The organism is Cecembia calidifontis, from assembly GCF_004216715.1.
GTDB lineage: Bacteria > Bacteroidota > Bacteroidia > Cytophagales > Cyclobacteriaceae > Cecembia_A > Cecembia_A calidifontis.
The window spans coordinates 4592501-4607596 of the sequence record NZ_SGXG01000001.1 but is presented as its reverse complement, the minus strand read 5'-3'; the positions used below and the strand labels follow the sequence as shown (position 1 = coordinate 4607596).

13 protein-coding genes (1 of these 13 running past the window's edge) are annotated in these 15096 nt (G+C 39.9%); 12 read left to right on the top strand and 1 reads right to left on the bottom strand.

Features of this window, described 5'->3' with window-relative positions; translation table 11 throughout:
- The first annotated feature begins 43 nt into the window (after positions 1-43).
- The 8 genes from rimO to BC751_RS19865 all read left to right on the top strand — a co-directional run bounded on the left by rimO (position 44) and on the right by BC751_RS19865 (position 10358).
- Positions 44-1354, top strand: coding sequence for a 30S ribosomal protein S12 methylthiotransferase RimO (rimO, locus tag BC751_RS19900; RefSeq protein WP_130277140.1), 1311 nt, complete (start codon positions 44-46; stop codon positions 1352-1354).
- A gap of 306 nt (positions 1355-1660) precedes the next feature.
- The gene (locus tag BC751_RS19895) at positions 1661-2533 is read left to right on the top strand and encodes a glycerophosphodiester phosphodiesterase (protein WP_130277139.1); all 873 of its coding nucleotides are present in this window, start codon (positions 1661-1663) and stop codon (positions 2531-2533) included.
- 178 nt (positions 2534-2711) lie between these two features.
- Positions 2712-3878 (top strand): hypothetical protein, encoded by a 1167-nt coding sequence (locus tag BC751_RS19890; protein WP_130277138.1) that lies wholly within the window; start codon positions 2712-2714, stop codon positions 3876-3878.
- 231 nt (positions 3879-4109) lie between these two features.
- Positions 4110-5105: an adenosine kinase gene (locus BC751_RS19885; RefSeq protein ID WP_130277137.1), complete on the top strand. Its 996-nt coding sequence runs from the start codon at positions 4110-4112 to the stop codon at positions 5103-5105.
- A gap of 549 nt (positions 5106-5654) precedes the next feature.
- Positions 5655-5981, top strand: coding sequence for a hypothetical protein (locus BC751_RS19880; RefSeq protein WP_130277136.1), 327 nt, complete (start codon positions 5655-5657; stop codon positions 5979-5981).
- Between the two features lie 182 nt (positions 5982-6163).
- Positions 6164-7492, top strand: coding sequence for a M16 family metallopeptidase (locus tag BC751_RS19875; protein ID WP_130277135.1), 1329 nt, complete (start codon positions 6164-6166; stop codon positions 7490-7492).
- Positions 7493-7517: 25 nt separating this feature from the next.
- Entirely contained in the window at positions 7518-9560 is a 2043-nt protein-coding gene (locus BC751_RS19870) for an insulinase family protein (protein ID WP_130277134.1), read from the top strand.
- A 66-nt stretch (positions 9561-9626) separates the two neighbouring features.
- Entirely contained in the window at positions 9627-10358 is a 732-nt protein-coding gene (locus BC751_RS19865) for a LolA-like protein (protein WP_242617548.1), read from the top strand.
- A gap of 85 nt (positions 10359-10443) precedes the next feature.
- Here BC751_RS19865 and BC751_RS19860 read toward each other — a convergent pair whose 3' ends face one another.
- A complete protein-coding gene (locus BC751_RS19860; RefSeq protein ID WP_130277132.1) occupies positions 10444-12120 on the bottom strand; it encodes a M61 family metallopeptidase in 1677 nt (558 codons plus the stop codon).
- 138 nt (positions 12121-12258) lie between these two features.
- Here BC751_RS19860 and rpmH point away from each other — a divergent pair, with 138 nt between their 5' ends.
- The 4 genes in view from rpmH to tsaB are tightly spaced (at most 49 nt apart) and all read left to right on the top strand, a layout consistent with a single transcriptional unit that may run on beyond the window.
- A complete protein-coding gene (gene rpmH / locus BC751_RS19855) occupies positions 12259-12417 on the top strand; it encodes a 50S ribosomal protein L34 (protein ID WP_009032742.1) in 159 nt (52 codons plus the stop codon).
- Positions 12418-12466: 49 nt separating this feature from the next.
- Positions 12467-12856 (top strand): ribonuclease P protein component, encoded by a 390-nt coding sequence (rnpA, locus tag BC751_RS19850; protein WP_130277131.1) that lies wholly within the window; start codon positions 12467-12469, stop codon positions 12854-12856.
- Positions 12853-14517: a S41 family peptidase gene (locus BC751_RS19845; protein ID WP_130277130.1), complete on the top strand. Its 1665-nt coding sequence runs from the start codon at positions 12853-12855 to the stop codon at positions 14515-14517. The genes rnpA and BC751_RS19845 overlap by 4 nt, the downstream gene beginning before the upstream one ends.
- A 7-nt stretch (positions 14518-14524) precedes the next feature.
- Positions 14525-15096: the 5' portion of a tRNA (adenosine(37)-N6)-threonylcarbamoyltransferase complex dimerization subunit type 1 TsaB gene (gene tsaB / locus BC751_RS19840; protein ID WP_130277129.1), read on the top strand. Its footprint extends 121 nt past the window's final position; 572 of the gene's 693 nt are visible here — the first part of the coding sequence; its start codon is at positions 14525-14527; its stop codon lies beyond the right edge, outside the window.

The window sequence follows — 15096 nt, the reverse complement described above, 5'->3', positions numbered from 1 at the left end:
TGAATCCTATTTTGCCTACCTTTGCAGCCAAATCAGGAAAGGTGTGAAAGCGAGAACATTAAAAAAAGATAAGGTCAATATCATTACCATGGGTTGTTCCAAAAACCTGGTAGACTCAGAAGTATTGTTGACCCAATTACAGGGCAATGGTATTGATGCCAGTCATGAATCCAACAGTAAGGACAATAATATTATCATCATCAATACCTGTGGATTTATAGACAATGCCAAACAAGAATCTATAGATACCATTCTTCAATATGTAGATGCCAAAGAGAGAGGACTGGTTGACAAGGTATATGTTACCGGTTGCCTTTCCCAACGATACAAGGAAGATCTCGAAAAAGAAATCCCTCAGGTGGATGCCTATTTCGGGACAAGAGACCTTCCTGCACTTTTGAAAAAATTTAAAGCTGACTATAAACATGAGCTGGTGGGGGAGCGATTGCTTACGCATAATGCCCATTATGCCTACATGAAAATTTCTGAAGGCTGTGACCGCCCTTGTTCATTCTGTGCAATTCCGCTCATGCGTGGAGGCCATATATCCAGACCTATTGAGGAATTGGTCAAAGAGGCCCAGCATAAGGCTGCCAATGGCACCAAGGAGTTGTTATTGATCGCCCAGGATTCCACCTATTATGGTCTGGATTTGTACAAAAAAAGAAAATTGGCAGACCTGATGCGTGCGCTTTCAGATGTCGAAGGCATTGAATGGATCCGCCTGCATTATGCTTTTCCCACTGGTTTTCCCATGGATGTCATTGAGGTCATGAAAGAGCGTCCCAATATCTGTAACTACCTGGATATTCCACTGCAACATGGCTCCTCTTCAGTCTTGAAAACCATGAGGAGGGGAACCACCAGAGAAAAGCAAGAAGAATTGATCCATTCCATCCGTGATCTTATTCCAGAAATTGCCATTAGAACCACCCTGATTACAGGTCACCCAGGAGAAGGTGAGGCTGAATTCCAGGAAATGGTGGACTTTGTGGAAAGAATGAAGTTCGAAAGACTCGGTGTATTTACTTACTCCCATGAGGAAAATACGCATGCATTTTCCATGGAGGACAGTACGCCTGATGAAGTCAAACAGGAAAGGGCCAATCACTTGATGGAAATCCAGGAGCAAATTTCATTCGATCTCAATCAGCAAAAGATCGGTAAGGAATTTAAGGTCCTTATCGATAAGAAAGAAAACGGATATTTTGTTGGTCGTACCGAGTATGATTCTGTGGAAGTGGACAATGAGGTGTTGATTGATGCTTCCAGGTATTATTGTAGGATAGGGGATTTTGTACAAGCGAAGATTACCGATGCCACAGAGTTTGACCTTTATGGAGATGTGGTTTGATTGATGGAGTAAAGATCTTGGTTTTTGGGTTTTCTAGCTCTAGATTTAGTGAGGGCTTGTTTGGAGAATAGAGGTGATGAAAGGGTTCAAGTCTGAAGATTTGAACCATAGTAGCCTCTTTAACAATTTTTATCGTTTTATAAAACAGGCCTTCCAAACTTTCCGGGCAGCAACCCAACAACCATGATAACCCGAAAATTCCGCACTCTTCAATCCTCATTCTCCACCTTTCATTCTTCACATCAATTTAACCTCTTTTTTTACTGTAATTTCCTGCCTTGTTATAAATTGTAAAAAATTAACAGCATGAAACGAATAATCCAGATCGTCTTTTTCACTTTACTTAATATGAATCTACAGGCCCAATTCAGTTATGACCTTCAAGGACACCGCGGTTCCCGGGGGATCATGCCTGAAAACACCATTCCTGCAATGATTAAAGCCCTGGATTTAGGGGCAACAACCCTGGAACTTGACTTGGCCATAACCAAAGATGGTGAAGTGATTGTATCCCATGAGCCATGGATGAACCCTGTGATCTGTTTAGATCCGGAGGGAAATGAACTGCAAAACAACGACAGAAATCATAATATTTTTCAGATGAATTATGCTGAGGTATTGAAATATGATTGTGGAACCAAATTCCATGCAGGTTTTCCCCAACAGGTAAAATTCTATGTTACAAAACCAAGATTGGAAGACTTGATTGATGTGGCAGAAAAATATGTCAGTGATTTTAATCTGCCTTTGCCGAATTATAATGTGGAAATCAAAAGTTTGCCGGAAGGCGATGGGATTTATCACCCCAATCCCGCAGCGTTTTCGGAAAAGGTTGTTTCCTTATTACTGAAAAAACTTCCCGTCGAAAGGTTTAACATCCAATCTTTTGATTTTAGGGTTCTCCAGTATATCCACAAAACATATCCGGAAATCACGCTGGCCATGTTGGTGGATAATGCAGGGAAATGGGAGGAACAGTTAAAAGAACTGGGGTTTCGCCCGGATATTTATTCGCCTTATTTTTCAGCACTTACCAAGGATGCCGTTGCTGAAATTCACGGTAAAGGAATGAAAGTCATTCCCTGGACTGTGAACAAAACAGAACAAATGAATGAGCTTTTGGATATGGGGGTGGATGGAATCATAACGGATTATCCTAATTTAGCCCCTCGACGATAAATGCTTGTAGCTTGTCTTCGGTTGATTGAAAGATTAAAAAGCAGGCCTGAGAAAGAAGAGGGCCAAGAAACTCATAATTAATCGGTGTCCTCGCTCTTTAGCGGTTCTACAGTTTTTCTTTGCCTCTTCATTTCCCAAATAAAATTTCTATTTTTACCCGCCGTAAAGATAGGATCAGATGACAATAGTAGAAGTTACTACTCCAGCCCAAGAAAAGGAATTTTTGGAAATGGCCGTCAGGCTCTATAAGAATGAAAAAAACTGGATCAGACCCTTAGACAAGGATATTCAGGGTATTTTTAACCCAGATTTCAATAAACTTTTCAGGCAAGGAGGGAAGGCCAAGCGCTGGTTGCTTTTGAATCATAAAGGAGAAACCATTGGTAGAATTGCAGCATTTCTTCATCCCAAATGGAAAGAAAAACAACCCACAGGGGGTATTGGATTTTTTGAATGTATTCAAGATCAGGAAGCAGCATTCCTTCTATTCGATACGGCCAAGGAATGGCTGAAATCAGAAGGAATGCAAGCCATGGATGGCCCAGTGAATTATGGGGAGCGTGATAAATGGTGGGGGCTTTTGGTGGAAGGATTTTCCCCTCCAAATTACAATATGCCCTGGAATTTTGCCTACTACAAAGACCTCTTTGAAGCATATGGCTTCCAGGTTTATTTCAAACAATTCACTTATATGAGACCCGTGCGGGGCGTCGGCTTTGATCCAAAGATGATTGCCAGAGCCAATGAAATTCTAAAAGATCCTCATTTTGAATTTAGGCATATCCAAGGAAAGGAGCTTAAAGAAAAAGCCCCACAATATTTCATGGACGTGTATAATAAGGCTTGGTCCCGTCATATGGGCAAGACCTTGACCTTAAGGGAAACACAGTTGATGTTTGGAAAAATGAAACCCATCATGGATCCACGATTGATTTATTTTGGTTTTCACAAAGGCGAACCTGTTTCCTTTTTTATCAATATCCCTGAAATAAACCAAATATTTAAATATGTAAATGGTAAACTGGACTTGATAGGTAAACTCAATTTTCTGTGGCATAAGACATTTAATCCACCCAATAAAATGCTTGGGTTGGTCTTTGGAGTGATACCTGAATTCCAAGGAAAAGGAGTTGATTCCGCAATGATTATGGCTTATAACGAGCAATTTGCCAAGCACGATTCTTTCCCCTATAAGACCATTGAGATGAACTGGATTGGTGATTTTAATCCTAAAATGATGCGGGTATGTGAACAGTTAAATGCTACGATTTATAAGACCCATCACACTTACCGTTACTTATTTGATAGAACAAAACCTTTTGAACGGCATCCTATTTTTGATTGATGGTACATTGAACCAAGTACTAAGTATTATGGTACTTAGAGCTAGATCTAAGAAAGAAGGTGATGTGATTGAAAATTGATTATCAAGAAAGGTTTTTTTAAACAATTACAACAATTACAACAATTACAACAATTACAACAATTACAACAATTACAACAATTACAACAATTACAACTCCCGCTTAAAGGGGAAAAATATTAAACCAACTTGTAATAAAAAATAGACTTAAACATGAAAAAATACGATGTGACGGGCATAGGAAATGCCCTTGTAGATATTGAGTTCAAAGTGACGGATCAGTTTTTCCGAGACAATAATGTGGAAAAAGGCCTCATGACCTTGGTAGATGAGGAGCGACAAAATGCCTTGATGAAAGTGATCAATACCGAAGAGGCAAAGAAACAATGTGGAGGATCTGCGGCCAATACGGTCATCGCTGTGAGCCAGTTTGGAGGGAGCTCTTATTACTGCTGTAAGGTTGCCAACGATGAGCTGGGATATTTTTACCTGGAGGACCTGAAAAATTCAGGAGTGGACAATAGCTTGGAGGGAAAAGTCCCCGAGGAAGGCATTACAGGAAAATGTCTGGTGATGGTAACAGAAGATTCCGAAAGGACGATGAATACATTTTTGGGTATCACCCAAAATTTCTCAGTGAAGGATATCAATGATTGGGCCATCAAGGACTCCAAGTATCTTTTTATTGAAGGATACCTGGTCACTTCCCCCAATGGTAAGGAAGCCATGCTACATGCGAAAAAGATTGCTGAAAATGCCGGTACCAAGGTGGCTTTAACCTTTTCCGACCCCTCTATGGTCAAGTATTTCAAGGCGGGCTTTGAGGATGTAATCGGTCCAAGTGTGGATCTTCTTTTTGCCAATGAGGAAGAGGCCATGCTTTTTACGGGAAAGGATAATCTGGCTGAAGCTAGGGAGGAGATGAAAAAGGCGGCCAAACATTTTGTGATTACACAGGGTAAAAACGGGGCCATGATTTTTGATGGGGATACTTTTATTGATATTGAGCCTTACAAAACGGTTGCGATTGACAGCAATGGGGCAGGTGATATGTTTGCAGGTGCCTTTATGTATGGTATCACCAATGGACATAGTTATGCTTCCAGTGGAAAATTGGCTTCCATGGCCAGTTCTAAAATTGTGAGTCAATTTGGTCCAAGGCTTAAATGGCATGAAGCCAAGGAAATCCTTGCGCGTCTGAATCCATAACTTGTTTCTCTAAACTGAAAAAGATCTTCTTTTCTTTAGGAGACCCTTCATCACACTACCAAAGACAGGGTATCGGACTCGTCACCCTGACGAAGGAAGGGTCTCCCCCAAACTTTGGGAGATCCTGATACCGATTGCTATCGGGATCAGGATGAGGTATTAACAAAGTTCATTTCTTTTTCTGTATATTTTCTTCAATGTTGAATTTTCAGGGCGATGGTTCTTTTGATCAGACATTGGTAGTGAAAAGAAGTGCCTCCAAATAAAATTGGATAAAATTATCCGATTAATTTCAGGTCTAAATTTGATTTTTTAAGAATCCTGTTTTTTATTGTGGTGTTGTTTAGTTTTTGTTCAATTTAAACCTTTTTATACAATGGGACTTCTGAAAAATAAATTTACACTGGGTTTATTGATTATCTGTTTTTGTATTGGGATTTACTTAGGGCTGAACTGGTCAGAATTTGTTGAAGGATTTAAAGAGGGATGGAACGGTGGCAGATGTGATTGTCCTTGATGTAGAAGAGTTAGATTCTTTAAAAATTCCTGATGAAATTCAGTACGCTATTTTTATACGGGCAAAAAAATGAGGGCTTTAACTCCTGGTTGGGTAAGGATACGGTCAAAGTCAATGGAGAAGTAAAGTCCAGCAAATATTCTTTGTTTGGGGCTGCCCATCATTTTAAATTTGAAGATGATGAGGGTGTTTCCCACGAATGTAAGTTGAATTTTGGGATAAATTTTACTGGCGTGGTGATGGATGTCTATTTGGACAAACAGCCTGTAATTGTATCTCCTGTTACTTCAAGTTGGGTGAATTTATTTTTTTTTCGCAGTCACAATCGGGGTGATCTTGTTCTTTATGAGAGTTTTTAAAAACACATGTTAAGGATATTTGGGAATTGCTCCTATCTTCAGGCGGAATTTTCCCAAAAGGGTTTCAACTTATACCAAAGGACAAGAAAAAAACTTGTATTTATTTTGGGAAAATAAGCATTGAATACAAAAACATTTTAAGGCAATTTGAGTAAAATATTTAAACTAATTTAATATAGATTATGAGAAAGTTTACCTTTTCGCTGATGCTGGGGCTTTTCCTGGCTTTTACAGTTTCAGCGCAAAACAAGATTGAATTCAGGGAGTTCACCCTGGACAATGGTCTGCATGTGATCATGCATCAGGATAATAGCACTCCGATTGTGGCTGTATCAGTCCTATATCATGTTGGATCCAAAAATGAGAGGCCTGACAGAACAGGCTTTGCGCACTTTTTTGAGCACCTGCTTTTTGAAGGAACAGAAAATATCCCAAGAGGGGAATATATGAACAAAATACAGGCAATTGGTGGAACTCTTAATGCCTTTACCTCCAATGATATTACATATTATTATGAAATAGTGCCTTCCAATCAATTGGAGACCGCTTTGTATATGGAGTCTGAAAGGATGTTGCATCCCAAAATAGATCAGGTTGGAGTAGATACACAAAGGGAAGTCATCAAGGAAGAAAAAAGGCAGTCTTATGATAACAGACCTTATGGTACCATTCTGCCGGAGACCATGAAACGTGCTTTCTCAAAGCATCCCTACATGTGGCCTGTCATCGGATCAATGGAGCATTTGGATGCCGCACAATTGCAGGAGTTTATGGATTTTCATAAATCGTATTATGTGCCCAATAATGCAACGCTGACCATCGCCGGTGATATTGATTATGAACAGGCAGAAAAATGGGCAAGGGCTTATTTTGAGGAAATACCTAAAGGTCCCTCAGAATTTTATAGACCTAATGTAGCCGAACCGAAGAAAACTGAAGAAATCAGAGATATTGTTTATGACAACATTCAGATTCCAGCTATCATTCAGGCCTATAACCTTCCTCCAAAAACACATCCGGATGCCTATGCGATGTCCATGCTTTCTACCTATTTGACAGGAGGTAATTCTTCTCTCATGACCAAAGAGCTTGTTGACAGACAACAAAAAGCTTTGGGGGTGGCTGCATTTCCCTTGGATCTGGAAGATGGAGGCGTTTTTTTGATGTATGGCATAGCCAATATGGGCGTAGAGCCCAAAGACCTTGAAAATGAAATGGATGTACTTTTAAGAAAGGTACAGCAAGAGGGGATTTCGGAAAAAGATTTCCAAAAATTGCAGAATATCGTTGAAAATAACCTGGTAAGCCAAAATAGTTCTATGGCAGGGATTGCACAAAATCTTGCCGAGGCCAGGGTATTCTTTGGTGATACCAATTATATCAACCAAGAGCTGAGTTTTTACAGGAAAGTTTCAAGAGAAGATATCCAGCGCGTTGCCAATGAATACTTAAATCTGGACGGAAGAGTAGTGTTGTATTACCTTCCAAAATCCGCTCAAACTACAGAGTGATTTTTCAACAATTAAAATTATGAAAATGAAAAAGATATTTATTTACATCCTAACCATATTCATTGTTCAGACTGGATTTTCCCAGGTTGACAGATCCAAATATCCTGATCCTGCCCCTGCGAGGGAAATAAAATTGGGAAATGCAGATTCATTTATGTTGCCCAATGGATTGAAGGTTTTTGTTGTGGAGAACAATAAACTGCCAAGAGTAGCTTTTTCCCTTGTTCTGGAAAGAGATCCCATTTTGGAAGGGGAAAAAGCTGGTATGCTGGGTATGGTCGGAGAGATGCTGACAGGTGGAACTTCCAATAGGACCAAGGATCAATTGGATGAGGAAGTTGACTTTATTGGTGCTTCTTTAAGTGCAAGTTCTACATCTATTTTTGCTTCCTCTCTCAAAAAGCATCAGGAAACCATCCTTCAATTGATGACAGATGTGCTTTACAATCCAGTTTTTCCTCAAGAGGAACTGGACAAACTCAAGAAGCAAGCCATATCCGGTCTTGCCGCAAGCAAGGACGATCCGAATGCCATCTCTTCCAGATTGGCTTCGGCCCTCAATTTTGGCAAAAACCATCCTTATGGGGAAATGCAGACTGAGGCCAGCATCAACAACATCAGCGTAGATGATATTAAAACCTACTACCAAACTTATTTCAAACCTAATATTGCTTACCTTGCCATAGTAGGAGATATCACTAAATCAGAAGCCGAGACTTTGGTCAATAAGTATTTTGCTGCCTGGAAAAGAGGGGATGTGCCATCTAAAACTTATCCGGTACCCCAGGCTCCTGCAAAAAATACAGTTGCCTTGGTGGACCGTTCGGCTTCAGTTCAGTCTGTAGTAAATATTACCTATCCGTTGGAAATGAGCCTTTCTCACGCGGATTATTTGGCTTCGAGGGTCTTGAATTATATTCTTGGTGGAGGTTCTTCTTCCAGGTTGTTTATGAATCTTAGAGAAGATAAAGGGTATACGTATGGAGCTTATTCTTCAATCGGTTCCGATAAATTGGTGACCAGTTTTAGGGCCTCTGCAAGTGTCAAGCAGACAGCTACCGACTCAGCCATACATGAGATGATTTTTGAAATCAGAAACCTGAGGGACAATGGTATCAGCGCAAAGGAATTGGAAGATGCTAAAGCCAATTTGAGCGGTTCGTTTGGAAGGTCTCTTGAGAGTCCTTCTACCATAGCCAATTTTGCGATCAATATGGAAAGGTATAAGTTGCCGGCTGATTTTTATGCAACATACCTTCAAAGATTGAACGCTTTGACAGTAGAGGATATCAATGCTGCAGCTAAGAAGTTTTTGAAACCGGACAACATGTACATTACCGTAGTTGGAAATGGGTCAGTGATTCAAGAAAGCTTGATGGCATTTGGTGAGGTACAAAGATTTACGAATATGGCAGATCCGGAGCGTCAGATAGCCATTAGCTCAGACATCACTGCTGCTGGGGTTATTGCCAGATACATCAGCAGCATCGGTGGAGAAGACAAGGTTAAAGCAATTAAAACATCAAAATTGGATGCCGTTGCGGAAATCCAAGGAATGAAACTGAACATGCTGTATGCCTATGATGAAAACAAGGAAGCTTTTTCTAATAAAATAATGATGATGGGAAATGTGGCCAGCAATACAGTAATTAAAAACGGAAAAGCCACGATTACCGCTATGGGGCAGACCCAGGAGTTGACCGATGAACAGTTTGAGTCCTTAAAAATGAGTATGTTCATTTTCCCAGAACTTCACTTTGATGATTTGGGCTATTCTGTTGAACTTGATGGTATCAGGGATGTTGAGGGGGTGGAAGCTTATAAGGTTTTAATCTCTAATCCAACTGGATCCAGTCAGGCTTATTATTACAGTGTAGATTCAGGGTTGAAAATAAAGAGTGAAAGTGCAGAAGCCGGAGAGACATTTTACAATGATTACCAGGAAGTGGATGGCGTACTTTACCCCATGTCCATGTTGGTGAAATCACCTGCTATACCCATGCCTTTGGAGTCAAAAGTGGAAAAAATCAAGTTTAATGTAGAAATTTCCGAAGAAGAGTTCAAATAATTACATAGAAAAGGGAGAATGTTCTCCCTTTTCTTTTTACATTTAACAAATTTAAAACCAAGGTTTATGAAAGTATTTTTGTCTCTAATGCTTGCTTTGATGGTAGGGATGGTGATCTCTACCCATGCCAATTCTCCCCATGCCAATTCTCCCCTTGCAAAAACTGTAGTGGAAGAAAATGATCCACAAGAAGTAATCTCGAGGTATATTGATGCGATTGGTGGAAAAGACAAAGTAGCAAAAATCAAGAATTCGGTGATGTTTATGGAAGCCGAAGTTCAGGGAATGAAGATTGAGATCAAAGGTATAGCCGATCAGGAAAATGAACGGTTTGTTCAGGAAACGTCTGTAATGGGAAATGTAGCATCCAGGACAGTCCTGGCCAATGGGAAAGGTAAAATGGTTGCTATGGGGCAGGAACAACAGATACCTGATGAAATGATCAGCTTGATGAAAACCCAGACCTATGTGTTTCCTGAAGATCATTACAGGGATTTAGGCTTTACTTTAGAACTTCAAGGAACGGAAGATATAGAAGGAGAGCAGGCGCATAAACTGATTATTACAGCTCCAAATGGAATAAAAACGGTTGAATACTATTCTGTGAGAACCAATCTCAAGTTAAGGACCAGTTCTGAGGCCACGGGCGACATTACCTATAGTGATTATCAGGAGGTGGATGGGGTGAAGATTCCCAAAAGAATGACCATTAAAAATCCAATGATGCCTATGGCTCTGGAAGCGAAGGTTATTTCCATTCATTTCAACCAACCCCTTTCAGACGATGAGTTTAAATAATTGATTGAAATAGTCGTCAAATTAAAAAGAGTCCAAGGTTCGAAACATCTTGGACTCTTTTTTTGAAGTTATCTGGTTTCAAATTTTATTGGCCACCAATCCATTTTGCCCTCAATGGATTTGTTTCTCTTTCTTTCAGGGTAGCTGAAGGGAAAAACAGTCCTGATTTTTCTTCCTGAAGATGAACAATCAAATCCCTTCCAAATCGATCAATTTTTAGTCGGAGCTCTTTCCCCAAGGTCATCGCTTTATAAGCAAATGGTTTTTGATTGATGTTTAATATTTTATCACCTATCATCAATTGAAAATATGCCTCGGATTCAGGATGTATTTGGAGGATTTTTCCATCCTGATCGCACCTTACGCCCCAGTGATGCAAAAGGCTTTCTCCATCGTAATGTAATGAAAGCTCCACGCCAACAAAATCAAGTTTTTTCTTGAGCTCAGGTTGGATATCCTTGTTTTTGTTGGATAAAAAATCAATAAATTCTCCCATTTCCTGAGCTCCGCCACTTTCATCTTTTAATAGGCAAAAAAAATCTTGGATGGAATACCCCAAGCCGGTTTTTCCAAAGCGGTCCCACATCACTTTCATTACCTGGCTAAGGGAGGATTGATTTTTAAGTAATATCAGGTCCAAGCAAAGGGAAATTAGAGCCCCACGATTATAAATATTGACTTTCTTATCAGGGATACCCGCTTTATATCCGTCAAGCCATAAGTCGAAGCTTGAATCCAGGATGGATTGATTTTTCCAGCCAAACTGGTCTATTTCTTTTTGGATTTGTTTTTGTAGAATTTGGAGGTATTCTTCCAGAGAGAAATATCCGGATTTGACAAGAAACAGATCCCCCATATAAGTGGTCACCCCTTCCAAAACCAATCCAGAATCCAGATAAGTTTCTTTGGAAAGGTCATAAGGACATAGTTCTTTTGGCCGTATCCTACAGACATTCCAAAAGTGATACAGTTCATGGGAACTTACTCCAATCAGTTCATCCAATTCCTTTTTCTCTTTCAGGGATTTTGCAGGGCCGAAAGTAATGACCGTGGAGCAGGCATGTTCTACGCCGTGATAATGCTTGTAAGGTAGTAACTGAAAAATGAAGTGGTAATTTTCTGATGGAAATTCCCCAAATCCCTGAATTTGTTTTTCGGTGAATTTTCTAAAAACATCCAATAAATGGTCTGTGTCAAAATGGATTTCTCCATTAAACCAAAGGTGAAAAGTACTGGGGGCCACTTGGTAAGAAAAATGTTTCATTGTGGCAGATGCCAAAAAGGGACTGTCCATCAAGGTTGGATAGTTCTGGGCTTTCCATATCTTATTCCCCTTTTTTTCTAAAGCTGTTGCAACTTGGTAGTCTTCAGGTAAGAGAACTTCCACTGTAATCCCTTCCTCTTGCCTCTCCAGAACATCAAAGGCAAAATTGCTGAAGTTCAAATAAAGTTGGCTATCATCTGACCAAGATCCCCCAGCATCCATTTGATTGCAATAGAACTGGTATTTGACTTGGTAATTACCTGCCGCATTGGCTTGGAAATGCCATAAGTCTTTGGATTTTTTAGACCAATCCACAGGTCTTCCTCCAAAAAAAACATCAAAATTTCTGATTTTTTGGGCATAGTTTGCCAATTCATATCTTCCAGGTCTCCATGCAGCCAGTTGAAGGTGGATATCCTGTCCAGCCAAACAATTCAATTCAATGCAGATGTCTATAAATTGAGAGCAAAGGGATTGACGTGAGATCAGATAATGCATTTTCTTTTTTTATGATCTAAAACAAAAGTAATTGTCACATTTGTAAATAAAAAAAAGGTGCCTATCTTTGCAGTCCTTTTGTAGGATATCCTCTGGGGAATGAATTAGGAAAGCAATAAGATTTAAAAGCATAGCGTCATGAAAAGAACATTTCAGCCTTCTCGTAGAAAAAGAAGAAACAAGCACGGTTTCAGACTTAGAATGTCTACTGCCAACGGTAGAAGAGTGTTAAAATCCAGAAGAGCAAAAGGAAGACATAAATTGACCGTTTCTTCTGAAAAAACATTGAAGAAGTAATCCTTGCAGCTTCGCTTTCGTATTGTTAATATACGTCAAAGAAAATGCAATGAATTTCGGACTTCCAAAGAATGAAAGATTACATTCTAAAAAGTTAATAAAGGAACTTTTTGATAAAGGTTCCTCTTTTTTTTTATATCCCTTTAAAGTTTTGGTTTTGGATGCTCCCCAGGATTTCCAGGAAACCCATCAGGTACTTTTTTCCGTTTCAAAAAAGAAGATCAAAAAAGCGACTGACCGAAATCTAGTCAAAAGAAGGATGAGAGAAGCTTATCGGCTCAATAAGCCTGTAATTTTGGCAAATCTTAGGACAAAGAAAATAATTGGTCTGATTTATGTATCCTCTGAAATTGCTACATTTCAGGTGATAGAACAAAAAATGATTAAAATTCTCTCCAAAATAGCAGAGACCCAGCAATCCTCAAATACCGATTCATGAGACTCAACCAAAGAAAACCGCTTGCAATAATACTTGCTGTGATGCTTTCAGCAGGTTTGCTCTTATCTTTCATCAACAAGAATGACAGGCTTTTTGCCATAGCGAAAAACCTTGATATTTTCGCCTCCCTTATCAGGGAGCTCGATTCCTATTATGTGGATGAAATTGATCCTGATCATTTGGTAAGTGTTGGGATCAGTGCCATGTTGGAAGAGCTGGACCCTTACACCGAATTTATACCTGAAGAAAATTCTGATGATTTCAGGCTGTTGACAACAGGGGAGTATGGTGGAGTGGGGGCTTTGATCGGTAACAGGACCGGTGTCAATATGGTCCTGATGCCCTACAAGGGATTTCCGGCCCAGGCAGGAGGTCTCCGGATCGGGGATGAATTTTTAAAAGTAGACACTGTAGATGTCAGGAAAAAGGATACCTCGGAAATTTCCAGGTTGTTGAAAGGTCCTGCCAATACCCCTGTTTTTGTTCAGGTCAAAAGAGGAGATGATACCATTTCCGTAAATTTAATCAGAAGGAAAATCGTCATCAGTAATGTTCCTTATTATGGTAAAATCGATGACCAAACAGGTTACATCAAGCTTACTGACTTCACGACCAATGCTGCTGCCGATGTCAGGAAAGCCTTTTTGGATCTAAAACAACAAGGCATTACACGATTGGTTCTCGATGTAAGGGATAATCCGGGCGGTATTCTGAAAGAAGCGGTAGAAATCGTCAATCTCTTTATTCCCAAAGGAAGAGAAGTGGTAAGAACGATTGGTAAAATAGAGAGCGTGAATGTGGTGTATAAAACTACAAAGTCTCCTGTTGATAAGGATATCCCAATTGCCGTTTTGATCAACGAAAGAAGTGCTTCTGCGGCTGAAATTGTTGCAGGTGCACTCCAGGATTATGACAGGGCAGTATTGATAGGAAGAAAAACTTTCGGAAAAGGACTGGTTCAGACCACTGTTCCCCTTTCCTACAATTCTCAGGTCAAAGTTACTACTGCTAAATACTACATCCCAAGCGGCAGGTGTATTCAGGCCATAGACTATAGTAAAAAAGACGAAAATGGGAATTCCAACTCTGTTCCTGATTCCTTAAGAAATGAGTTCAAGACTAAAAATGGCAGAATTGTATTGGATGGGGCAGGTATTGAACCTGATCTGAAAGTAGATCCTAAGTCTTTTGCTCCTATTACTTATAGTTTGGTCGCCAGAAATCTTATTTTCAGATATGGTAATGAGTTCTTCCGCAAAACAGAGCAGATTGCCCCTCCGAGGGAATTTGATATTGATGACAAATTGTACAAGGATTTTGTAGCTTGGCTGGAGGATAAAGAGTATGACTATACTACTTACACTGAAAAGAGTCTAGAGGATTTGGTGAAATATGCCAAAAGAGAGCCTTACTTTGATGAGATCAAAAGTCTGATCGATGAGCTTGAAAAGAAAGTTAACCACAGTAAGGAACAGGATCTTATCACCCATCAATCGGAGATCAGGGAGGCCTTACGGGAGGAATTGGTTTCAAGGTATTACTATCAGGAAGGGGTAGTGGAGGCATCCCTAAAAAATGATGCTGAAATTAAGGAGGCCATCAGGGTACTGGCTAACCAAAATGAAATCCAAAAGATATTGACAGCATCTGTAAAGAGGTAAATTTAAAATGGCTTTGATTTTGTCCATAGAATCCTCCACATCGGTTTGCTCTGTTGCTTTGCATGAATCAGGAAAGTTAACAGGTATAATCGAACTTCATCAGGAAAATGTGCATTCCATGAAGCTGATGTTGCTGATTGAGGATTTGATGAAAAGAACGGGATTTGAATCAGGGGATTTGAGGGCTGTGGCTGTATCCTCAGGCCCCGGTTCTTACACCGGTTTGAGAATTGGGGTTTCAGTGGCAAAAGGTTTTGCCTTTGCGCAGGATATACCCTTGATAGGGGTAGATACCCTGATGGCATTGGCAAAAAGGGCCCAGCCTTTTACCAAAAAGGGTGAAAGCATTATACCCATGTTGGATGCAAGAAGGATGGAGGTTTATACAGCTGTTTATGATTATCAATTAAAGTCTTTAGAAAAACTTTCCCCAAAGGTAATTGAAACGGGTAATCCTTTTCTTGAATACCTCAATCAAGGGAATGTTTATTTTTTGGGAGATGGAGTAGAGAAACTTAAAGGTTTATTGGAACATCCCTCGGCCATGTTTTTAGACTGGAGGCCTTCAGCCCATTCAAT

Coding starts and splice junctions, on each gene's coding strand:
- BC751_RS19870 (WP_130277134.1), top strand. CDS start 7,518: ATGAAAAAGATATTTATTTACATCCTAACCATATTCATTGTTCAGACT.
- BC751_RS19895 (WP_130277139.1), top strand. CDS start 1,661: ATGAAACGAATAATCCAGATCGTCTTTTTCACTTTACTTAATATGAAT.
- BC751_RS19865 (WP_242617548.1), top strand. CDS start 9,627: ATGAAAGTATTTTTGTCTCTAATGCTTGCTTTGATGGTAGGGATGGTG.
- BC751_RS19845 (WP_130277130.1), top strand. CDS start 12,853: ATGAGACTCAACCAAAGAAAACCGCTTGCAATAATACTTGCTGTGATG.
- BC751_RS19890 (WP_130277138.1), top strand. CDS start 2,712: ATGACAATAGTAGAAGTTACTACTCCAGCCCAAGAAAAGGAATTTTTG.
- rnpA (WP_130277131.1), top strand. CDS start 12,467: ATGAATTTCGGACTTCCAAAGAATGAAAGATTACATTCTAAAAAGTTA.
- BC751_RS19875 (WP_130277135.1), top strand. CDS start 6,164: ATGAGAAAGTTTACCTTTTCGCTGATGCTGGGGCTTTTCCTGGCTTTT.
- rpmH (WP_009032742.1), top strand. CDS start 12,259: ATGAAAAGAACATTTCAGCCTTCTCGTAGAAAAAGAAGAAACAAGCAC.
- BC751_RS19880 (WP_130277136.1), top strand. CDS start 5,655: ATGAAATTCAGTACGCTATTTTTATACGGGCAAAAAAATGAGGGCTTT.
- BC751_RS19885 (WP_130277137.1), top strand. CDS start 4,110: ATGAAAAAATACGATGTGACGGGCATAGGAAATGCCCTTGTAGATATT.
- BC751_RS19860 (WP_130277132.1), bottom strand. CDS start 12,120: ATGCATTATCTGATCTCACGTCAATCCCTTTGCTCTCAATTTATAGAC.